This window comes from Lactobacillus kullabergensis, from assembly GCF_003151025.1.
Lineage (GTDB): Bacteria > Bacillota > Bacilli > Lactobacillales > Lactobacillaceae > Lactobacillus > Lactobacillus kullabergensis.
Genome location: NZ_CP029477.1, coordinates 836559 through 862062, shown reverse-complemented (window position 1 = coordinate 862062; position 25504 = coordinate 836559). Strand labels below are relative to the sequence as shown.

The 25504-nt window shown below is 36.9% G+C and carries 2 protein-coding genes; both read right to left on the bottom strand.

What is annotated here, in order from left to right:
• Nucleotides 1-244: 244 nt before the first annotated feature.
• Nucleotides 245-14236 (bottom strand): SLAP domain-containing protein, encoded by a 13992-nt coding sequence (locus DKL58_RS04080; RefSeq protein ID WP_109586199.1) that lies wholly within the window; start codon nt 14234-14236, stop codon nt 245-247.
• 695 nt (nt 14237-14931) lie between these two features.
• Nucleotides 14932-25113, bottom strand: coding sequence for an SLAP domain-containing protein (locus tag DKL58_RS04075; protein ID WP_109586198.1), 10182 nt, complete (start codon nt 25111-25113; stop codon nt 14932-14934).
• Nucleotides 25114-25504: the final 391 nt, after the last annotated feature.

The following is a 25504-nucleotide window of genomic DNA, read 5'->3' as shown; positions in this document are numbered from 1 at the left end:
GCACCTAAATTGTATAACATTTGTTATTTATTATCAATATAATGAATATTATTTTGTATTAAATTATAAATAATATTTATTTTAATTTTTAAAGTTTTTTAAACTGATTTTAGTGTTAAAAACTAACTGAAATAGTTGGTTATAGTTTTAATGTGTTATATATTGATAAGTCAAAAAATATTTAGAAAAAAAGAGCCACATTTTTTTACAATTGTGGCTCTTCTCTCGTTATCAGCTAGTTAAACTACCCTTTAACATTAGCTTTTTTAACAAATTTACTTGTTGTTATAGTGTAGTACTTTTTGCCTTTAATCTTTACTGGATTACCGTAAGTCTTAATTGATTTACGTTTCTTTAGTACTTTCTTACCCAGGCGATTACCATATTTACTGTATACATAAGCATTATGCTTCAATTTCAGTTTCTTGGCATCGATATTTCCTGCAGCTATATACAACCCGTCTTCAAGAACATAATATAACTTCTTGTTGACAACTTTTTGCGATACTACGTCAATGTTTGAACCGGCACTTATTACTAAGCCATTTGCACGAATACCATTTTGATCATAAAGATATGCATTGTGCATTATCTTTTTATTAACAATGATATGAGATTGGTCTCCTGCTTCAACAGCAGCAGTTTGTTTAGCCGTTGTCGTCTTTAAAGGTACATTTTGGCTTGCAATATTTGCCGCTTTGACATAACGATTCTTGGCAATGATGAAGTACTTCTTACCGCGAATCTTAACGCTACTGCCGTAAGTATTAATAACTTTGCCTGACTTCAGTTTACCTGATTTCTTAACCCGCTTGCCGTATTGGTTGTAAATGTATGCATTATGTTTCAGCTTTTGAGCTGTTTTCTTAACATTGCCAATTGCAACATAGTACTTCTTATTATCGGCACCTTTGTCAACTAAAACATAATATTGTTCACCGTTAATTGTTTCAATACCGTAAGTATCAAGAATTGATCCGGCTCCCAAAGTAATGCCATTTGCACGTTTACCTTTACTATTGTACAGGTAGGCATTATGCATTAAGATTACTCTTTCAGAGTCTTCATTCTTCTTATCAGTTTCCTTATCTTTATCATCAGTCTTATCAGGTTGAGCAGGTGCTATCGGTTGAACTTGCTGTCCGCTACCACCGTTTTCTATAATATTGGTTACATTAACATTAGACTCCGTGGCATCGCGTTTTAATTGATCAATACCAAGGTTACGTTGCGCAGAGATTACCTCACTGACTGTTGAACATGCATTAATACTGTTCAAAAATTCATTGTAATCCTTCACAATATGCTCTTTGATTTGCTTTTTAGCATCAGAATCATAATCAGAATTACCATCAACAAGCTTATTGGCAGCCTTTTGTGCATCTGCTAATGCACCCTGGGCAATTAGCTTTTCTCCTTCAAGTTCAGTTGCTAAGTTGGTTGGCTTTGCGTTAAGTTTTGCTAGCGCTTCTTCATATCTTTGCTGAATGGTACTATCATCAGTGTCAGGAGTAAACTTATCTTTCAAATATTTTGAAGCAGCTGTGCGAGCTGCGGCTAGTCTTTGACTGAGAACGTCTTTATCTTGATTTATGATGTTGTTAACTTCTTGACTGTCAGGAACTGTTTCACCAATTATCTTGTCGATTGCATCTTTACGAGCTTTATCCACACCCACTGAATCGCTTGCTTGATCAATAGTACCATTCTTATCAATAGCTTCATGAATATCTTTATCAATTTGGTTCTTGATAGCATCTTTTTCAGCCTGAGTATAGTCAGTACCATCCTTGTGCTTTAAATCGTCAATTTTCTTCTTAGCATTTGTACCAGTGTCTTGAACTTCGCCTTTAGCCAATTCCCTTTCGGCTGCCAATTCGTGCTCTTTAACTTCATCAACCGATGTACCAGTGATGTCCTTATTAGTGTTAAATGCCTTATCTACTTCAGTAGTATCTGCATCTTTGCCAAACTTATCTTTTAGTCTTGCTACTGCATCATCATGCTTTTTACTCAATTCTGCTTTGGCATCTGAGATAGCTTCGGCTAAGTCTTTTTCATCATTACCTTTTAAGGCATTAATTTTATCAATAGCGGTTTGCTTAATTCTATCAACATTAGCAACAGTTTCAGCTGAATCAATATCAACACTTGCCTGTTTTGCTATCTCATCTACCCGATCCTGATTATCTTTACTCAAGCTTGGTTTAGCTGTAGAAGCTGCTTTATTGACTTCATCTTTTGCAGCCACTCTGCTAAAGGCCAATTCAGCTGTTGTCGCTGCAGAATCAAATTGTCTTGAAGCATTGTCAACTGCTGCTGCAACCGCGTCTGCATTAGTAGCACTGTCTATCTTAGCTTCAGCTGCTTTCTTAGCATCCTCAATAGCGGTTAAAGCACTGTCATAATCAGCTTTAGTAGTTGCTTTTTGAGTGTCATCAAGCTTGTTATAAGCTTCATCAACACGGTTCTTAGCTTTAGTTGCTGCCTGGTCAACATTTGTTTTATTAGTTGACTTGATAGCAGCTAAGTTATCTTTATCTGATTGATCTGCAGAATTCTTAATACGCTTAATTGCAGTAATTGCCTTGTCACGAGTGCTATTTACAGAATCAATTGTAGTTGCAGCGTCAATATCTTTATTAGCTTGAGCAACAAGAGAGTCAACCTTGTCTTTGTCGTCTTGTTTATTTAAGCCACTCTTGATATCATCAGCAACTGCTTTAATTGCGTCCTTAGCTGCAGCTTGACTAAAGGCTAATTCGGCATCGTTCTTGGCTTTGTCAATGTCAGTCTTAGCTTTATCAGAAGCATTGTTGACATCTTGCTTGGAAGTTGCTGAATCTATTGCTTTTTCGGCATCAGCTTTAGCCTGATCAATATCTGCTTTAGCTTTGTCATACTTATCTTTAACTTCCTTCTGCTCATCAAGAGTCAGTTTATTATAATCATCATCAAGTTGTTTCTTAGCATTGTCTGCCGCAGCCTCGACTTTGGTCTTTTCGGTAAGTTTAGTATTTCCTAAATCTGTATCTGTAGCCGTTTTTTCAGCTGTATCAATTGCACTCTCTCCAGCTTTTGCGGCTGCGTCCGCCTTTTCAACAGTTGGCTGTGAAGCAACAGTCTCTTTAGCATCATCTCGAGCTTTATTGATTGATTCAATAGCCTTTTCTTTGTCAGCGTCAGATAAATCAGACTTATTAATCTTGTCAATTGCTGCAGAAGCATGATCATCTAATTTCTTTTGATCATTTGCAATAGCTGTGTCTAAGGACTTTGCATCCTCAAGAACTTTGCCCATGTTATCTATGCCTTCTTGTTTAGCACTGTTAACTTGGTCAGAAGTAGTTGTACCTGCGTCTTTGATCTTATTAACTGCATCTTGGTAATAGCGATCTACTTTATCTTTTAGAGCAGCCTTGTTTTCATCACTTATGTTTTTCAAGGAGTCGATGCCATTTTTAACTTCAGTTTGTTTGTTAGTTAAAGCATCAATTGCAGCTTTCTTGTCATTATCAAGCTTAGTAGCAGCAGTTTGATCTGCAGTAGTCTTAACAGTATCAATGTCCCTGATGGCTTGATCTCTAATATCATTGACCTTTTGCACTGTATCAGCTGTATTTAACTGCGTATTAGCTTCGCTGACAATGCCTTCAACTTTAGTCCTATCACTGTCAAGGCTCAAGTCATTTTTGATCTTATCTGCTTCATTCCTAATATCTTCTTTAGCTACTACCCTTGCAAAAGCTACTTCAGCCTGAGTGGCCGCCTGATCAAAGGCTGTATTTGCAGTTGAAACAGCTCCAGCCACTGCACTCTTATCTTTTGCTTGCGCAATAGCTTCATTTGCTGCTTTTTGTGCATTTTTAATTGCAGTAATAGCTACATCATGATCTCCATTAGTCTTGGTTTGTTGCTGCGAATTAAGCTTAGCATATGCATCTTCAACCCGCTTTGTAGCGGCTGCAGCAGCTTCATCAACACTTGCCTGACTATTGTCTTTAGCTTCTTCTAACTTAGCTTGTTCAGCGGTATCAACAGTATTCTTCACCTTATCAATATCATTGATGGCTTGATCTCTGATGTCATTGACCTTTTGCACTGTATCAATTGAAGCATTGTCAATATTTGCCACTGCATCGTCAGCAATTTTCTGAACTGCTTCCTGATCTTTTTTGTCTTTTAGCTTCTTAATCACATTTGCAGCTTCAGCTTGAACCGCATCTTTAGCAGCTGTTTTTGCAAAAGCTACTTCTGCAGTGGTTGCTGCTGCGTTAATCTTGTTAACCCCATCATTAGCTGCTGAAGTAATAGCATCTTTGCTTGTTGCTGCATTGACTGCATCAATTGCTGCAATTTGGGCATTTTCAATTGCGGTAAGCGCATTATCATGGTCCTGTTTTGCTGCTGCCTTTTGACTTGAACTTAGTTTTTCATAAGCATCATCAACTTGCTTCTTAGCTGCTTCTGCGGCATTAGTGATATTCTGAGTGCTGTCTTTGCGAGCTTGATCTAGCAAAGCCTTGTCTACTGCTGATGCTGTATTTTTAACAGCATTAATGGCGCTAATGGCGTTCTCTTTGATGCTGTTTACTTTGTCAACCGTATCTGTTGCAGCAGTATCAAAAGCGGTATCTGCTTGATCAGAAATGTTTTGAACCTTTTGTTTATCAGCGGTGTTCTTTAATTGACTTTGGGCATCGGCGGCTTCTTTGTGAACTGCATCTTTAGCTGCTACTTTTGCGAACGCTACCTCTGCTTTTGTTGCCTCCTGATCAAATTTTTGGTCTGCTGTTGCTGCTATGGCAACCACAGCATCTTTAGTTTCAGCATTTTGAATATCGGCAATTGCTTTTTGAAGTGTATTATCAATGGCAGCAATAGCATCATCATGAGCCTGCTTAGTTTTTTGTTGTTGATCTTTTTCTAGATCCCCATAAGCTTTTTCTACTCGAGCCTTAGCTGCATCTGCCGCACTGTTCACATTACTCTTTTGATTATTCTTAGTTTCTTCTAAGCTTGCTTGCTCATTACCATTAGCTGCGTCTTTAACAGCATCAATATCATCAATTGCTTTATCTCTAATGCTGTTTACCTCTTGCACGGTGTCCGTATTGCTATCGTTAAACTGGATATTAGCTTGGGTAACAATACCATCAACCTTGTTTTTATCAGCTTGAGACTTCAGATCATTCTTAATCTTTGTTGCTTCCTTTTGAACAGCAGCTTTAGCTATAACTTTAGCAAAGGCCACTTCAGCTTTGGTTGCAATATCATTAAACTTGGTCTTAGCATTATCTACTAACCCATTAACTTCGTCAGCAGTTTGGGCTTGACCAATTTGGATATTTGCTGCATCTGCAGCGTTGTCAATTGCAGTAAGAGCATTTTGATATGCTTGATAATTATCATTCTTTTGGTCAGAATTAAGATTATTATAAGCATTTTCCACACGTTTTTTAGCATCTGCAGCAGCACCGTTAACATTGGACTTGCCATTAATCTTAGCTTGATCCACGGTTGCCTGGTCAACAGCAATGGCAGTCGCTTTAACAGCATCGATGTCGCTAATTGCTTTATCTCTTAATTTATTAACAGTTGTTATATCGGCAGCAGCATCAATAGCTGTGTCAGCTTGATCTGAAATTGCATCTACTTTTTTCTTATCAGTATCTTTACTTAAACTATCCTTAACAGTATTTGCCTCATTTTGAACCGCCTCTTTAGCAGCTGCTTTAGCAAATGCTAATTTAGCGTCTGTTTCGGCCTGTGTGAAAGCCTGATCGGCATCTCCTGCAGCCTTACTTACGGCATCCTTATCCGTTGCTTTTTCTATAGCATCTTTAGCTGCAGCCTGAGCATTAGTAATAGCTTGAATTGCCTTGTCATAATCCGTCTTGGTTGCTGACTGTCCATTTGCACTAAGACTATTATATGCATCATTAATTCTTTGCTTTGCAGCTGCGGCAGCTTGATCAATACTCTGCTTAGTATCATCCTTAACTTTAGCAAAATCCTTTTGCTCATTTTCTTCAGCAGTATCTTTAACGGCATCAATGTCTTTAATAGCTTGAGCTGCAATAGTATTTACATTATCTACGCTTACAGCTGCAGCAAGATCATTTTCTGCTCGTAACACTATGTTATCGACTTTTGTTTGGTCAACTTCCTGCTTCAAACCTTTTTTGACTTTATCAGCCTCAGCTTGGATTGCAGTCTTAGCTGTCACTCTGGCAAATGCTACTTCAGCTGTTGTAGCAGCCGTATCAAAGGCAGCAGATGCAGTACTTACCGCTTTAACAATTGCATTCGCATTTGCAGCCGCACTAATCGCATCATTTGCTGTTGCTTGGGCTTGAGTGATGGCATCCATGGCTTTACTGTAATCACTTGCAGCTAAAACTTTTTCGTCTTTTCCAAGATTGTCATAAGCATCTTGAACACGTTTTTTAGCAGCTTTAACTAAATCATCAACACTACTCTTATTATTTTCCTTTGTTTTCTCCAGTTCTTTCTGTTCATTGTCATCCGCAGTTGCTTTTACATTACTTATATCGCTGATTGCTTTATCTCTGATGCTGTTTACTTTATCTACAGTATCCGTTGCAACTGCGTCAATATCTTTATCTGCTTGATCAGAAATTGCTTGTACTTGCTTCTTATCATCAGTTTTATTCAACTGATCTATGATTGATTTGGCTTTTTCATGAACTGCATCTTTAGCTGCTACCTTGGCGAAGGCCACTTCTGCTTCAGTTGCAGCAGCATTAATCTTATTAATACCCTCAGTTGCTGCCTGAGTAATTTCTGTTTTTGAATTTGATGAAGAAATTGCATCGTTAGCAGCTTTTTGGGCACTTGCAATTGTGTTAAGGGCGTCATCATGAGCCTGTTTGGCAACTGCTTGTTCGGTTTCCGTCAGCTTACTATATGCTGCTTCGACTCTCTTCTTAGCTGTTTCAGCTGCTTCATTAATATTCTCAGAGCTGTCTTTGCGAGCTTCGTCAACAATAGCTTTATCTACTGCATTTGCTGTATTTTTAACAGCCTTAATAGCACTAATTGCGCTGTCTTTAATGCTGTTTACTTTGGCAACAGTATCTGTTGAATTTTGGTCAATTTCTGTAATAGCATTGTTAGCGATATTTTGCACAGAAGTCTTATCGTCTTGACCTTTCAGATCGGCAATAGCACTCTTTTCTTCAGCCTGAATCGCATCTTTAGCAGCTGTTTTGGCAAAGGCTACCTCTGCTTTTGTTGCTTCTTGATCAAGTTCCTGCTCAGCTGTTGCTGCTATGTCGCTTACCGCATCCTTAGTTTCAGCACTGGCAATATCGTTATTTGCTTTAAGACGCGTATTCTCAATAGCAGCAAGAGCATCAGTATAGGCCTGCTTTGTTGCATCTTGTTCAGCAGGTGTCAGCTGAGCGTATGCCGTATCAACCCGGGTTTTAGCGTTTGTTGCTGCTTTGTTAACATCACTAGTCCGATTATTCTTAGTTTCTTCCAGACTGGCTTGTTCACCACCATTAGCTTCAGCTCTAACAGCGTCAATATCTTTAATAGCCTGATCCCTAATACTGGTTACTTTAGCTACAGTATCAGTATTAGTGCTATTAATACTGGTAGTAGCAGTGGTAGCAATATTGTCAACCCGATTCTTATCAGAATCAGCCTTTAGGTCTTGTTTAACCTTATTAGCTTCATTCGAAATATCTGCAACAGCTGTTACCTTAGCAAAAGCTACTTCAGCTTTTGTGGCTGCATTATCAAACTGAGCTTTAGCAGTGTTAACTATCTCCGATATCTGATCACTTGACTGTGCCAGTGCAATTTGGTTATTCGCACTAGTTGCAGCATTGTCAATCGCATCATGGGCGTTTTGGTAAGTCTGATGATTGGCATTCTTTTGAGAATCATTTAATTTGTTATAAGCATCATCGACACGTTTTCTAGCAGCGTCAGCAGCTTCATTAACATTAGCGGTGTTGTTTTTCTTGTTTTCATTTAGCTGTGCTTCTTTAACAGCGTCTGCCACAGCTTTGACACCATTAATATCATTGATAGCCTGGTCCCTAAATCTAACCACGTCAGTTATAGTAGTAGCATTGTCAATGTTAGAATTTGCTGTAGTTACTATCTCTTGTACCTTTTGCTTGTTTTCATTATCAAGACCGTTAGTGACAGCATCTGCTGCTGCTTTAACTGCAACTTTAGCTCCCAATTTTGCAAATGATAGTTCAGCTTTGCTAGCAATATCATTAACTGCAGAAATTCCTGTTGTAGCGGCACTGGTAGCATCATCTACTGTCTTTGCAGCTTGAATTGCCGCATCCGCAGTATTCTTTGCGTCATTAATATCGCTGAGAGCTTTATTATATTCTGACTTAGCCTGCTCTTTTTCAGGTGCACTTAACTGGTTATAAGCATTCTGAACGCGTTGAGTTGCATCAGCTGCAGCTTTATCAATATTAGCTTTATTAACTGTTTGGGAATTGTCAATTGCTGCATCAGCTGTAGCTTTAACATTATCAATGTCTTTAATTGCCTGGTCTCTAATGAAGTCAACTTTGGTAACACTATCGGCATTGTTCAAATCAGTTTGAGCTCGGCCTACTATACTGTCTACTTTATTAAGATCAGCTGTTTGCTTTAAGCCTTGCTTGACATTGTCCGCTTCACCTTGAACTGCATCTATCGCAGCCACCTTGGCAAAGGCCAGTTCGGCGTCAGAAGCTACTTGTGTAAAGGCTTTATTAGCATTATCAACAGCTGTCGTAATTTCTGAATTAGATTGTGCAGCAGCTATTGCACTCTCTGCTACAGTCTTAGCTTTATCAATGGCATTATTAGCTGCGTTATAAGCAGTTTGGACTGCCGTTGTCTTTTGCTCATCAGCTGTAAGCTTATCATAAGCATCTTTGACCCGCTTCTTAGCGGCATCTGCTTGGGCATCAACACTTGCCTTGCTTAATTCCTGTGCTTTTTGAATTGTTTGCTCTGCATTACTTTTGACGTTGTCAATTGCCTTGATTGCATTCTCTTTTATTCTATTTACGTTATCAACGTTCTCAGCAGCACCAATGTCATCTTTTGCTTGACTAACAATTTCATCTACTTTATTTTGATCGGCTGTTTCTTTGAGATTAGGTTTTACTTTTGCCGCTTCAGCTTGTACTGAGTCGTTAGCAGTAATCTTTACAAAGGTTAATTCAGCTGCATCTGCCAGCTTATTAATGTTTGTTGTACCTTCACTTGCTGCGGCAGCAACTTCAGTTTCAGTAGTTGCGGCTGCAATCTTTGCTTCAGCTGCAGTTTGGGCATTCTTAATATCTGCAACAGCTTGGTCATGTGTGCCCTTATTGGCTGCCTTTTCAGCAGTTGTTAAGTTGTTGTAAGCAGCATCCACCCGTGCAATCGCTGCTTGAGCTGCTCCATCAATACTAGTCTTATTCAGCTCTTTTGCTTTATCAACTTTTTCCTTTGCACTTGAATCGGCTGTCGTTTTAACCTGGTCTATATCTTGGATTGCCTGATTTTTGATATTATTAATTGTTGACACATCAGTAGCAGCGTCTATCTTGCCATTAGCTGCAGTAACAATGCCATCAACCGTTTGTTGATCAGCTGTGCTTAAGCCAGGCTTAACCTTAGCAGCTTCATTTGCAATTGCTTCTTTTGCATCGGCTTGAGCAAAAGTAACTTCTGCTTTTGTTTCAATAGCAGCGATTGCCTGTGTGCCTGTTCCAGCTGCAGCTATAATATCTTCCACATTTTGTGCGTTCTGAATATTATTCTTAGCAGTTTTTGCAGCTTGGTCAATATCATCTACAGCTTTCTGTAACGATTCTTGGTAACTAGTTTGGTTAGCCTGTGACAACTTATTGTAAGCATCACTTACACGCTTTTTAGCTGCTGTGGCTGCCGCATCAATATTAGCTGTCTGAGTATCCTTGTTAGCCTTAATTTCGGCTTCCTTAACTACATCAGCAGTAGTTTTAACATTATCAATATCTTTAATTGCCTGATCTTTGATGCTGTTGACCTTGTCGACTGTAGTGGCTTTTTGGAAATCGCTATTAGCTGTTGCAACTATACTATCAACTTTCTGTTGATCAGCTGCACTTAAATTCGGCTTGACGCTGTCAGCTTCTTTCTTGACAGCATCAACAGCTGCTATTTTGGCAAAAGCAACTTCAGCTGTGGTTGCCGAGTTGTCAAACTTGTCTTTAGCAGTATTAAAGGCATTAATGATTGCATCTTTGCTTGTAGCAGAGTTAATTGTTTCAGTGGCTACGGCTTTAGCCTGATTTATAGCTGTAATTGCAGCCGCTTTATAGGCATCAGCTCTTTGCTGCTGACCAGCTTCCGTCAAACTATTATAAGCTTTATTCACACGATCAATGGCGCTATCAGCAGCAGCGTTAAGATTAGCAGTGTTAGAAGTTTTAATGGCTTCAATGTTGGCTGCATTAGCGGCGTCTTCAGCTGCTTTTATCGCTTTTTCGCCATCATCTGTGGCCTTATCTGCATCTTCAGCCGTTAATTTTTTGCCCACATTTAACTTGGCATCATCACGAGCTTTGTTGATGTCGGCAACCGCTTTTTGCTTGTCTTCATCAGACAGGTCAGTTTTATTAATTCGATCCGTTGCAGCTTGGGCGTAATCATCAAGTTTCTTCTGATCAAAAGCAATTTCCTTATCCAGTGCTGTTGCTTTGTTCCAAACACTGTCAATGTTTCTAATCCCGGTGTTCTTCTCAATGTCTACCTGTTCAAGGCTTGCTGGCGTCGGGTTGTTAACTTTGTCAACTGCGTTTTTATAGTAAGTTTCAACTTCTTTATTTAATGCAGTTTTAGCATCATCACTGATATTCTTTAAATTAGCAATGTTATCTTCAACAGTTGCTTTTTCAGCTGCTAATTCTTTCAAGGCATTGTCTTTAGCGGTTTTTAGATCACTTGCAGCCTTATCAATAACTTGTTGTGCCTTAGCATCTGTTAAAGCTTGATCAATGTCTGCTACACCCTTACCTTGTGCTTTAGTGATTTCATCAAAACTTTCACAGTCATCAATAGCTTTCTTTGCAGCGTCGTATGCCTTTTGAGCTTGATCTTGATATATCTTAACGTTGTCCTGAGTTAAACCACTATTTGCTAAATCAGCGATTTGGTTAACTACACCCGGCATTCCGGAAGTACCGTTACCATTGAGCTCATTATCAAGTGCCTGTTTAGCAGCTTCTTTTGCTGCAGCCAATTTATTTTGTTCATCTGACTCTTCATTAGCAATTTGCAAGGCTTTTTTTACAAGGTCAAGAGCCGTTTCTTTACGTCTATTGACTTCGGCAATGGTATCTGCACCATAAACTGTTGTGTCTTTATTAGTTTCAGTGACTGAATCTGCCATTGCCAATGCTTTAGCCAGTTCTTCTTCAAAAGTCTTTGATTGACTTTCTTTTAAATTAGTTGGCTTCTTGCTTTCGGCATCTTTTACCGCATTTCTAATCGTAGTGGCAGCATCGTCTTGGGCTTCTGACAAAGTAAGAATATCTAAACTCTTTTGCACTGGACGAGCACCTGCATCAATAAGGGTTGGACTGTACTCAACAAAGTTGGCGTCTGGGATTATTTCAACTTTATCGCCCTTATTCATGTTTAAGGTAACATCAGCAGGTATTGTCACTGCAAAGGTCCCATCTGGATTGATCTCAGAGGAGAATACATTGGGCAATTTGCTAATATTATCCTCAATACTTCCACGATAGGTATCGGTAGTATTTACATACGGTTTCAAATTTTCATTTTGGAGAATTTGTTTATCATAATTTGGATTACTACTAATATATTTAACAATGACATACCCCTTAGTACCTTTCGGGAAATACTTATAAAAGGCATTGTCATTACTTGGGCCATCTACCTCTTCACTGTAATTTGATACCTTTCCTGTGATAGTTCTAGAGCCATCTTCATTTTTGATAACTTGCAAGCCATCTTCATCGATATCCAGGAAGCCGCTTGGGTTAGCGGGAACAAAAGCTATATTATTGTAGCTACTAGTATCTTTACTACTCAAAGCACTCTCTAAGGCATTTTTAACAATATTATCTAATGTATTAGTTCCTGGATTTTTAACGGCAGCTTCAGCTACTGTTAAGAACGAAACAAAACTCTTGTCATTGACAATGTTTTTGATTTCGGGGTCATTTTTAATCTCATCTAACTGCTCTTGGGATAATGTTTTGTTACCATCCAGCATTTCAATCGTGTTTACATTAATACCAGTATTAGTTTTCTGCATTTGCAAAACATGGAATGGTGGTAACGTAAAAGCTTTACCCGTACTGCTTTGTAGTTGTTGTCGCACATTTGTAATCGTTATTTTATTATTACCGATAACGCTTGTATTGGGATTTATGTTATTGTGGGCATCCAAAACAAATGATGTCGGGTTATTAACTTTGAAAGTGCCACCAGAGACATCAAGTAAAGTAATGCTTCCAGAACCAGCAATGTCTCCCAGGCGAATATTGAAGCTGCCGTTTTCAACGTCGGCTGTCCCCGTGACATAAACCAAGGTACCTGAATAATCACCCATGTTATTTCCCAGGATGTTCATTTCACCATTGGGATTAATAGTCAAATTACCGTTGTCAAAAAATAAATTGTTGGAACCTTTATCAGCAATATTACCATTAGTTTGTATGTTAACTTGACCATTTTGCATAACGTTAAAAGTTGAACTAGCATCATTCAAATATACCGCTCTTGATCTAGCACCATTTCTCGTGCCTTTATAAGGCATGACTGTATTATCACCAATGTTAATATTTAAGACGCCAGCAACCTGTACAGTTCCTGCGCCTTCCATATAGATGGCACTATAAGGGAAACCATATTCACCATCGTCATCATTGCCATCATAGGTTTGAACAGGAATAAGATTTACTGTGGCGCCTCTATGAATTTTAAGAGTGTTGCCATTACTTTTCATCTCAATTATAGTTCCGCCATATGTTGAACCTGTAAATTCGCCATCCAAAAAGTCAATACTATTATTTTTTGTGTTTCTAAATTCAAACAGCTGTTGCTGATTATTAAGTATGTTTGACGTCTTAATATTCCGACAATCATTATTACCCGTGAAATAAATATGGGTATTATCACCTGAATATATTAATTGTGTACCTCTAAAAGTACAATTATTAAAAATTATATTAGTATGAAAAGAACCGCCTACATATAGTGTATCCCAAACACCATAATAGTCGTTACTCTTGATATTTATATTTTGAAAAGTAACATTTGCGTTTGTTCCAGCTGTTTGTATAGGCGCATTTCCAGCAAAATCCAGAGTATACTTGTTATTAGCGTCGGACCTAATTAATAAATCACGTCCAGGAACGCTAAATGTAGTGTTCCAAATACCTGAAGGTGCAATAACGTCATTCATTAAAACAATTTCAGTAATTTTTTGATTATTTAGTGCGTTTTTGAAATCTTGCCAGCTACTTACTTGATATGATATTCCATCACCAGCATCTTTTAATATTGGAATTTTATCATTTGCTGCAGTTGTTTCATCTATATCACCATTTCGTTCGTTATTAGAATTACCATCATTTTCTGGTTTAATCACATTTGCCTGTGAATCTTCTGGCAATTTACTATCATTTGCAGAATTCTCTCCTGAAGTAATATCAGTGTTAGTGTCTTTACCAGTTGCATCAGTTTTTCCCGGTGTGACTGCGTTTGCGTCATTTGCACCAGTTTCCGGCTGCTTAACAGCAGTGGATTGATCAGACTCTTTACTATCCTTTTTTGTCTGCTTTTTTGTCTGCTCTTTTGTAGTTCCAGCCTTGCTTACAGACTTCGAGTCTTCATCACTACTTTTAAAAAATGAAGATAAGCCTGAAAAGGTAGATAATTTTGGCTCTTTTTCGGTCTTTTGGGTTTGTCTATCATTTTGAGTTGATTGAGAATCAGCTTTCTTATTTTCTGACGCAGCTTTACTCAAATCAGACTCGGATGATTTGGTTTCAGTTTTACTATCGACTTGTTGAGTTGATGGCGCAGTATCGGCTTTAACCGTTTGACTGCCTAAACCCAGAAAAGTGAATCCTAACAAAACAGAAGCAGCACCGATTGTCAATTTGCGAATTGAAAAGCGGTCTTGCTTTTGTTGCATTTCCATTTTTCTTAAGCGTTCTTTAAAGTTATTTTTGCCTAACATAAGTTGTCCTTCCTTGAATTTAAAAATACACTTTGAATTTTATAACTAGCGTTATACATTGTCAATATAGTATTTAGCAATATATGTTAAGCTATAAATAACTGTTATTTTTAAAAACATTAATTATTATTAATAATAACTTTATTATTTTTATAAATTGCATTTATTAAGCTATTTAAGCCAATTAAATAAAAATAACTAAAAAATATAAAATGAAAAAATATTTTTAAATGTACTTAAAAATGTTTTTTTATTACATTTGTGATACAAATTTATCTGGTATGTTTTTGTATATTAAATAACTATAATAAAGTTTAAGCAAATTAATTATAATAATGTTATAAGTTTTAATTTGTTATTTAAAATAATAAAAATGTTAAATACAAAAATTACCCCTAACTTAGAACAATTTAGGAGTAATTTATTTTAAATAAAAATTTTTTAGAAAGTTAATTTTACAGCTTTACTATTAGTGCAACATGATGATTAAACTTATTGCTAAACACGAAATTTTTCCTGTAATCTTTTGATTTGATATATTCAATTTTAAAGCTTAATACCTGAATTTCTTAGAAACCAACCGACATAATTGTCTAAATCAAAAACTTCATACACAAAAACACCTCAAATTTAAAACAAATTTGAGGTGTTTTATGGTTTAACAATTAGTTAGCCTGTATTAAAAGATTAACTGTTTAAAAGTTTGCCTTCTTTATATATTTACCATTTGCTATTACATAGAATTTCTTATGACCAATTTTAATAGGATTGCCATAAGTCTTAACAGCCTTATGTTTTCGCAAAACTTTTTTACCTAAACGATGACCATACCTATTATATATATAAGCATTATGTTTCAGCTTTAATCTCTTAGCGTCAATGTTGCCACTATCCACAAACAAACCATCTGCTAAAGCATAGTAGATTTTGCTGCCAATAGTCTTCTTAGCAACTGTTTCTAGTTCTGAACCCAAGTTAATAATTAACTTGTTAGCACGCTTGCCATTTTCATCATATAGATAAGCATTATGCATTAGTTTCTTAGTCGTAGTCTCAACAGGTTGAACTGCAGTATTAATAGTTTCTGCAGTAACTTCTTCACCCACTGATCCCGTAGCAGTTACTAATTTTACATTTCCTGCTTTGACATAGCGGTTCTTCGCGATAGTGAAGTATCTTTTACCGCGAATCTTTACCACTCCACCGAATGTATTAAGCAGTTGACCTCTCTTGTAAACTCCTGTCTTCTTAACTCGCTTGCCAAGCTGGTTATAAACATACGCATTGTGAGTCAATTTTTGCTTAGTGGCCTGACCATTTGTTGCAGCAACATAATACTTCTTATTATTATCATGTGTGTCAACTAGTACATAGTATTCGCGACCTGCAATAGTAACTGTACCGTAAGTTGAAAGAATTGAGCCGGCACCAAGTGTAACTTTGTTAGCCCGTTTTCCAGAATCATCATATAGATAGGCATTATGCATTAAAGTCACATTAGTGCTTTCACCTAAATCATTTGGAGTTCCATTTGTTCCATTTTCTTTATCAGTAGTTGGTTGCTTAGCTGGGTCAGCAGGGTTAGTAGGAATAGATGAAGCACTGCCATTACCATTGGAATTAGAATTGTCTCCACCACCATTGGAATTATCATTATTGCCATTATTATTGCTGTTGGCACTATCTTTAATAATTTTATCAATGACAGTTGAATCTGACGAGGCCTTATTAATCGCATCAATGCCATCGTCACGCTTGCCGTCAATATCAGATAGATTATCATTTTGATTAATCTTCGTTTGAGCATCAGCTAAAATACGATCAATTTCAGTCTTAATTGCAGCTTTTTCATCATCAGTATAGTTATCACCGTTTTCATGTTTGACCCTGTTATTATCAATTTTCTTCTTAGCATTAGTAGCAGCATCAGAAACAGCAGCCTTGGCAATTTCCCGTATTCCAGTTAGTCTATTATTCGAAACTTCATCGTAAGAATTACCAGAGATATATTTATATTTGTCATGCTCACTGTTAGTTGCATAAATCCATGCAGAATCACCAAAATATTTTTGATTCTGAGCAACTGCACCTTTGTACTCAGCCTCAATATCCCTATTGGCAGAACTCTTAACTGTGTACAATGCTTGCTGCATTAACTGATCAATTGCTTGTCTTGTCATGTCAATATCATGGTTCATCTGATTGGCAATATTTTCATAAGATGCATCAGCTTGAGCATCCTGAGTAAGCACAGTATTGATACTTCCGTGTATGCCATCAAGTCTATTTTTGAAATGATCCCTATCCTGAGGAAGTAGACTATCTATATCGTTAAGCGTGTCCTTTGCTTTATTAAACATATCATTAACTTGTTCTTTGGCCATTAGCTCATTATAAGCATTGATTCCTTTGCTATACGATTGGGTTGTAGAGCCAATATTTGTTGAATGCTTAATTGCATCAATTGCATCCTGGATAGCTTGAATATTCCTTTGATAATCAGGATTTGCTTTTTGTTCTTCAGTTAAGCCATTGTATCCAGCTTCCAGGCCTGTTATTTCATTTCCAGCACCCTTTAAGGCATTAGCTTGGTTATAATCAAACCATTCAGAAGTATTTTGATAAGTATCAGTTAGCTTAGTACCAATTTGATTTTCATCAGTCGGAATTTTATTGATATCAGTTTGCTGCTCTATGCTTGCTTTTTCAGTTGCATATAAATCATCAACTATCTTGTTTAATGTTTTCTTTTGAGCAGCAGTTAGTTGAGATGAGCCAATAATATTGTGAGTTGTTGAATATTTTCTTTGTAAAATATCCTCTGTCTTTGCTTTGGCAGCAGCAAGATCAGTATCTTTTTCAACATCAGTAAATCCAGGAACGTGACTGCCAGAATCGCTATCAGAATATCCTTGGGTTGCATTGTTGACAATTTGATCAACGTCCTTTTTGATGTCATCAGTAGAACGATCATTTCCATTCTTATCTGTTGTTGGAACTGCGTTAATCTTTGCCTTGCTTTGATCGTAAATATCTTGAATCTTCTGCTTTTGCTTTTGTAAATCGGAGTTTACTAAACCAGAATCTTCAAGCTTTTTGTCAGCTTCTGCTTTTTGCTCAAGAAGATTATTAATAGCATTTTGCTTAATTTGATATATTTTCTCTTTATCTTTGGCAGTCTGGTATAGCTGGTCAATTCCAGTTTCACCTAAATTGATTGAGTGTCCCTCGCTATCGAGCCCCTTTTCAATGTTTTGCAATTTTTGTTTAGCATTTTCGAGATCTGTTGTTGTCGGACTGCTTGGTAAAGCAAGTTTACTAATTTCATCCTTGGTCTTTTGAACTAACTGATTAAGCTGATCTTGCAAGTCAGCCTTTTGCTGATCAGTTAAATCGCTGGCAACTTGGCTAATACTGCCCTTATCTTTGACATACTTATCAATAGCCGCAATTTGCTTATTCTTTTCACTTAGTAAATTGGCTGGAATACCTGCTTGATCTATAGCGGCCTCACCAGCTTTTTCAACTTGACCTAAGTCTGCATTATCATCGGCACCATATAAGTCGCTAACAGCTTTTTGCATTGCATCACTTATTGCAGCTTCATTTTGGCTTATTTCGTTTGGATCAAGTCCTGAACTTGGCAATTTTGCCTTAGCAGCTTCAGCATATTCTTTCAGAGTATTAATTTGCTTGTTCTTTTCTTCGAATCGCTGAGTTAAGCCAGTAATTGCATCATTACCAGCTTGCGCTGCTTGATTCATTGCACTATTTGCATCAGTCGAATTGTTTTGAGCAGCTTGAACATTTTGGGCAGCTTTATCACGTTCTGACTTAATACGCTCTCTCATCTGATCCGCCAGATTAGGATTATCCTTGGCAATCTTATCTGCAGCTTCATTTGCCTTGTTAACTGCATCTTGCAATTTAGTTAAGGCATTATTAACAGATTCTGCCTTGACAATTTCATTATTAACTTTATCCAAATCAGCATTATTCTGACCTTTAACATCAGATAATTGATCCTGAGTGGTAGCAGAATTAATTCTGGTTTCACCAGACTGCCGAATTTGATCAATTTTATTCTTCAAATCATTATATTGGTCTTGACCTAATTTCTTATCAGCTAAGTCTTGATCAATTTGCTGTTGTAATTTATTAGTTGAATTATCAAAATCATTTTTAGCAGAAGTCTTAGCATTAGTGATTTTTTCATCATTTGCTGTATCAACAATTGCATTAATCGCGTTATTACCCTCATTTTGAGCTTTTTGCACATCATCTTGATTTTGAGCTTTATCAATATTCTCTTTGGCCTTATCCCGCTCGCTCTCAATTGTAGATTTATCTTTAGCATCACCATCAATTGAAGTTTGGGCTTTATCATCTAAAGCAGATTTTGCCTTATTTTTAGCTGCCTGCAGTTTAGCATCAGCCAAAGCCTGGTAAATATTGCTTAGACCGGTATTCTTTTCTGTATCAATATTTTCAGATAGAGCGCCACTGACGTTTGCAACAGCATGATTATAAGCATCTTGTGCTTGTTGTTTAAACTTACCCAGCTGATCAGAGGTTAAATCACTTAAACCATTTATTTCTGGTAGAACACCGGTATCAGTTGAGCCTTTCCCAAGAGCTTTATCAAGTTCTTTAATTGCTTGATCTCTTTGGTTACGGATATCGTCAGCATCACTCTTACTTGCATTAGTAACTACGTTACTAATTCCCTGTAAGGTATTATTTTTGATTTTCTCAACTGTAGCGCTATCATTAGCCGCGCCAATATCTTTAATGCCTAAATCAGCCACTGCAAAAACTGCATTTTGGTCTCGTGAATCATTTAGTTTAGCTCGAGCCGCGTATGCTGTATTTTTAATCAAATCGGTGGCAACAACTTTATCACTAGCTAACTTGGCAGCAGATTCAATGTTATTAATTTTATTTAATGCATCTTGATAAATTCCAGTTAGTTGTTCTTTATTTGTGGCTGCGTCAATTTTACTATTTGCATCCGTTGGGATTGACTCAAGCTGACTAATTGCATCATTAAATTGTTTCTTTACTTCATTTCTTTGGTCTTCAGACAATTTGCTATAAATGTCATTTAAGCGATTCTTGGCACTGGTAGCAGCATTGGCAATACTATTTTTTGTATCAGTTTTAGATGTATTAAAACCATTACCTGCAGCTTCTGCAGCGTCAATAGCAGATTCACCATTTTTCTCAGCTGTATTAGCATCAGAAACTGCAGCTGTAGAATCAACTACGGATTTTGCATTATCACGTGCAGAAGTAATATTATTAATAGCTGTTGTCTTGGCATCGTTAGTGATATCTGACGAATTATTGATTCGGTCAATCGCTTTTTGAGCATAATCATCAAGCTTTTGTTTATTAAGGATCTTATTAACATTTATGTCACTAATCACATTGTCAATTAATGACTTACCATTCTGGACGATAGCATTAAGTTGCTCATTAGTAGTTGTGTTTTTATTATTGATACCAGTAACGCCAATATCATAAGTAGCATCTACTTTGGCACGCAAGTCAGCTTTGTTGGCACTTGTAATCTGGTCCATATTGCCAATTTGTTCTTTTACTTTATTGCGCTCATCCATTAGGGCTGCTAAAGCTTGGTCTTTTGCAGATTGCAAGTTTGCTGCAGTTTGAATGCTGGCTAAATCGTTTTTGCCTTTAGTTAATGCTGCATCTATATCATCTTTACCTGCACCTTGAATAGCAGTTTGAGCTTGATTGAAGGCATTTGTAATCTGGTTATAGTAGTCGTTCTTTTCTGTTACGCCCAAATTAGGATCATTAGTAATCTGACTATTTACAGAATCGCGCGCATCTCTTAATTTTTCGATTGCAGCTTGACGCTGTTTCGTTAAAGCCTGAGCCTCGAGATCAGGCGAAAGAGAATTAATAACAGAATTAATAGCATCAATTCCCTTCTGCGCATCAGTGTTAATATCGGTTACTGTATGGTCATTATTAATAGCTTGGATTGCTTGATCATAACCGTCATCGATTTGATCTCGTTTAGCTTGTACTGTTGCCGGATCAAGCTGTTCATTCTTTTGCGCATTTGCAAGAACATCTTTAGCATTAGCTTTGGCCTGTTGCAATTTATTAATTGCTTGCGCTTTAGTAGCTGTAATTTGGGCAGCGCCTAAATCTTTAAGAATATTGTTTTGACCCTCTTGTTTGGCTGAAGTAATATCAGAAACATTTTGAGCCGAAGCAATTTTTGCCTTTGCAGCCTGGGCATCTTGATCAATTTGGTCTTCATAATACTTTTTATTTGAAGGACTGAGTTGATTATCAGCAATGCTTTCAATTTTAGCCTTTGCATCATTAACAGCTGTATCTACATCTTGAGTTGCATTGGTTCTAGCTTCTTCTACCTCCTTATTTGCCGTACCTTTGGCATCGCTAACAATATTATCTATACTGTTTTTAGCGTTAGTTACAGTTTCAGCGATTTTAGAACTATCGACCTTGTTTAAAGTATCTATACTGTCAGTAACTACCTTGCTGATTTGATCATGATATGCTTTCTTTTGTTCAGCAGTCAGATTGCTTGTCTGGTCAATTTGTTTATCAGCATTAGTTTGCTCTTGTCTAATCTGCTTGATAGAATCAGCCAAGGAATTATTACGCTCACCTTTAGCTTTAGCTGCAACCAGTAAGTTGTTCAAGGCAGCAATACCATCATTACGCGCTGAATCAATTGCAGTTAAACTATCTGCTTGGTCAATGCGCTGGTTATAACCAAGAGGAGTTGTTGAATTATTGAGCAGTTTCTGTGCAGCCGCCACGCTATCGTCAATATCATTTGCAGACAAGCCAGGCAAGCTACGCAGTTGGGTTTCGATATCGCTTTCAGCTTTAGCAAGTTTAATCTTAGAAACCTGTCTTAAAATTGATCGCTTAGTTGACTCCTCGGTTGTTGAAACAGCAGCAGAATCGCTGGCTTGATCAATATTGGTCAAACCATCAGCTACTGTTTTCTCGATATCAGAGTTTGAAGGGATGCCTAGCGAATTTTCATTAGCATTTGCATATCCCATAATTTCAGCTTTTGCTGCATTTTGATCAAAAATAGTTTGTGCTGCTGTTTCTCTTTGTTGGATCGCAGTGTTATCAGAAGTGCCATAAATTGACTTTTGCTCATCATACTTAGCACTTCCTGGTTTAGCTGTTGCAACTTCTGCTGCTTGATCAATTGCATCTAATAAAGGAGTCTGTTGATCTAAGCTAATGCCTGAATCTTGTACTCGCTTTTTGGCAGCAGCTGCTGCTGCACTAATTTTACTTGCTTCTTGGTCAGCATTTATATCCTTAATAGACTCCTTACCCTTGGAACCATCGGGATCATCACCAGTGATAATATTGTGAACTGCTTTATTATAAGAATCCCTTATTTCTGCAGTCTTATCGGCATGGTTGTTAATTTCATCTTGAGCGACAGCCTGTAAGTCTTTCAATGCCTGAATTGTTTTGTTAACTTGATCAATTATACCTTGAGCTTCTTTTTGGTGCCCATCTACTGATACTTGGTCAAGGTCTCTTTCAATATCACCTTCCGGTTGAGCGATAGCCTGAGCGCGAGCCAGACGTTTAGGTAAATTAACTACTTCGTCCTTTTCTTCTTTACTCAAGTTAGGATCGCTTGAAAGCTTGTAAGCATCGACATAGACTTGATCAATTTTTTGTTTAAGATCAGTTTCAATACTCTCCTTATAGCCATAAGCTGCTTGATCAATCGCATTAATACCATTCTTCTCTGCTTCTGAAATACCTTTATCAGTTTGAAAAGCTTTCACAGTATTTATAGCTTTATCACGTGCAGCATTAATTGCATCTACCATTGTAGGGAATCTCTTTGACTGCAATGTGGCTTCATTATTTAAATTCGTTATTGCGCTATCGCGAGACGACTCGATAGTTGAAGAATTTTGCGCCTGACTTACGATATTCTTAATTGCATCAAGGGCAGCATTCTTACGATTGTTAACCTCGGTTAAAGTGTTTGCACTTGAAGCATAAACCGAAGTTTTTTCATTATCGGCATTAATTGTTTTGGATGCAGCAGACGCAACTTTATCTAACTGTTCATTAAAGTCTTTAACTTGAGCTTCAGATAGATTATTAGGCCTGTTAATTTTGGCATCACTTATTGCATCAGTAATTGCCTTTGCAGCTTGCTCTTGAGCATCTGCTAAAGTTAGAACATCCAAATTTTTAATTATTGGGCGACGTCCCATAGCTACACTAGATGGATCATAGCTAACAAAGTTAGCATTTGGAGTTAATTCTATAGAGTAGCCTTTATCAAACCTGATCGTTTGATCGGCTGGAATAGTAAAACTAAACGAACCGTCATCATTTACAATTGCTGCAAATTGTGTTGGTAAAGGATTTAAAGAACTGTTGCTTGAATCTCTGGTGGTGTCTTTTGTTTGTGCGTATGGATTGTCGATTATATTTTTACCATTTTGATCCTTAGGTGTCCATGCAGTTTTTACACCCATACTATCAATTAAGTTGGCTATAATATATGCTTTAGTGGCAACTGGCAAAATCAAACTAAACGGATTTTTCAAATTTTGTGGATCTGAATCCGGACCATCAACAGTAGAATTGTAATTAATTACACTGCCTGGCTCACCGGAAATTGTTTGTGAGCCATCATCATTTCTAGTGATTTTGACCTTACCAGGATCAATATCCAAAAAGCCGCTTGGATTGGCCGGAATAAAACTAATGTTGTTATAGCCAAAATTACTGCTATTATTGAATGCTTTTTGAATAATATCCGAAAAGATTTGATCGTAAGTCCAACCGTTCTTAATACCATCAGCTAACGAATTTTGGACATCAGCTGGCAATTTGTCAAGTGAAATATGAGCTTTAGCTGCCTGTGCTTTAATTTCTGCTAATTTATCTGCAGTTAGCTTTTCTTGCCCGTTAAGCAACTCAATATTATCAACTGCAATTGTATTGTCAGTTTTCCTAACAGTTAAAACGTGAAATGGTGGCAATGTTACTTTACCAACCCCAGTTTGTGTTGAGCTCAAATCAAACTGCTGCCGCACATTTGTTAAGGTAATCGGCATTGTGCCGATAATACTCGTAGCAGGATTGGTATTGCCCTGGACATTCAAAATTAATGAGGTAGGATTATTAACAAATAACTTCCCGCCTTGCACATCTACCAAAAGTATTTGGCCATTACCGCCATCTACGTATCTACCATTTGGACCTGGAGTTCCTAGAATGATGTTAAAACCACCGTTTTCAATATTGGCCGTACCCCTAATTAGGACTAAAGTACCAGAATAGTCGCCCATATTTGAGCCATTAATGTTTAACGATCCTCCTGATAAAATGTTAAAATTACCACCATCATAAATCAGGTTTCTATTGCCCCAGTTATTAGCTATATCACCGTTAGTAGTAATATTGACTTTCGCATCACTATTAATATTAAAAACAGAGTTGCCATCATTAATCAGGATTGCACTGGATTGATCGTTGTCATTTGTACCATTATAGTGATCGCTACCAGTTATAATATTTAACTCACCATCAACATTGACGGCTTCATTATTACCTAACATGGCGATAGCTAAAGGTAGCCCAGTATGTTCAGCAGCATTGGAACCTAAATTATTATTAGGAATATAGATCCGCGGTGAAAGGGACACCTTAGCGTTCTTTTCAATGTTAACAACATTGTTGCTCCCAGCCATTTCTATCACGTTACCGCCAACGGTTTTACCCGTAAAAGTCCCGCTAAAATCGATTGAGTTGTTTGAACCTGTAAATTCAAATAGTTGTTGAACATCACCACTTGATATTGTAATTCCTGGATACGGTGTATGAGTCACTTCACCATAGTTAGTTCCCGTAAAGTAAATTTTAGTATTGTTACCACAGTGAACCATTTGCGAACCATGGAAATTAACATTATTAAACTTTATTTTTGAAAAATGCCCGTCCTTGTTGTAATCATCAGTCATGATGACGCCCCAGATATCGGCACTCCATAAATCAAGGTTATCGTAAATTATATCTAAATCCTGCGTACTTCCACTATTTAATTGGAGGTGGTTACCTTTCAAATCCACCTTGAATCTGGTATTACCATTGCCGGCGGATTTAATCAGCATTTTCCTGCCATAGAAGTAGTATGCTTGTGATCCATTCTCTGGTCCGTCAGTAATATCGTTCATGACGTCAATTTCTGATATAGATTCATTCTGAAATGCAGCTATAAGTTCATTAAAGGTATGGACCTGTGCTACACCAGCATCCCTAGTATTTATTTCTGTGTTTTCAGCAGCATTTGAATCTTCATCTACTACAGCAGTTGAATCAACAGGCTTTGTTGTATCTTTTTTAGGAGATGAAACATCATTGGCTGGTTGATCCTGACTAGACTGTTGTTCCGAGCTATTTGTTGGCTCAGAGGTTGTCTTTTCTGATTTTTTCTGACCAGTTGATAAACTGTGACTAGCTTTTGAGTCACTGCCACTATCTCTTAAAAACGAACTTAAGCCAGAAAAAGTGCTTAAATCGTGCTTTGTATTATCTTGACTTGACTGCTTTTCTGTAGTTGCAGTTTTTGCAGTATCCCCAGTTTGTTCTGTTTTAGTTGTTTCATTCTCATTTTTTTGAGAATTTACTTCTTCATTTGCCGGATCAACTGTATCTGCTTTCACTGTTTGATTGTTTAAGCCAAAAAATGTAAAACCGAGCAAGACAGAAGCAGCACCAATTGTCAATTTACGAATTGAAAAGTGGTCTTGCTTTGCCTGCATTTCCATTTTACGTATTCTTTCCTTATTGTTATTTTTACCTAGCATAATAATCCTTCCTCAAAATTATGATTACATATTAATTGTAAATCCTGTTATTTTTACTGTCAATTTAGTAACATTATTATGCACTTAAATATGTAATAAAATTTAAAACTTATGTTTATTAAATAACTATACTTTAGGATAAAATACTGTTTTATAGACATATTTATGATTAAAATAACAATAATTCAATTTATTAATACACACTTTATATATTATCTATAAATTCAACTTAATTTTAAAAAAATATTTATATATAATATACAATCTAGTGTTTTGCTGTGTATACATGAATATGTTTGTGATTTATTTAACACGATTAATTAGGTAAACTTCATTTCTCCGACTTGTTTATATCATTTTTATCTGTTTAAATTTATACGCTTTTTAATTT

What these genes read in the sequence shown, in the direction of transcription:
- DKL58_RS04080 (WP_109586199.1), bottom strand. Translation starts at nt 14,236, where the DNA reads ATGTTAGGCAAAAATAACTTTAAAGAACGCTTAAGAAAAATGGAAATG.
- DKL58_RS04075 (WP_109586198.1), bottom strand. Translation starts at nt 25,113, where the DNA reads ATGCTAGGTAAAAATAACAATAAGGAAAGAATACGTAAAATGGAAATG.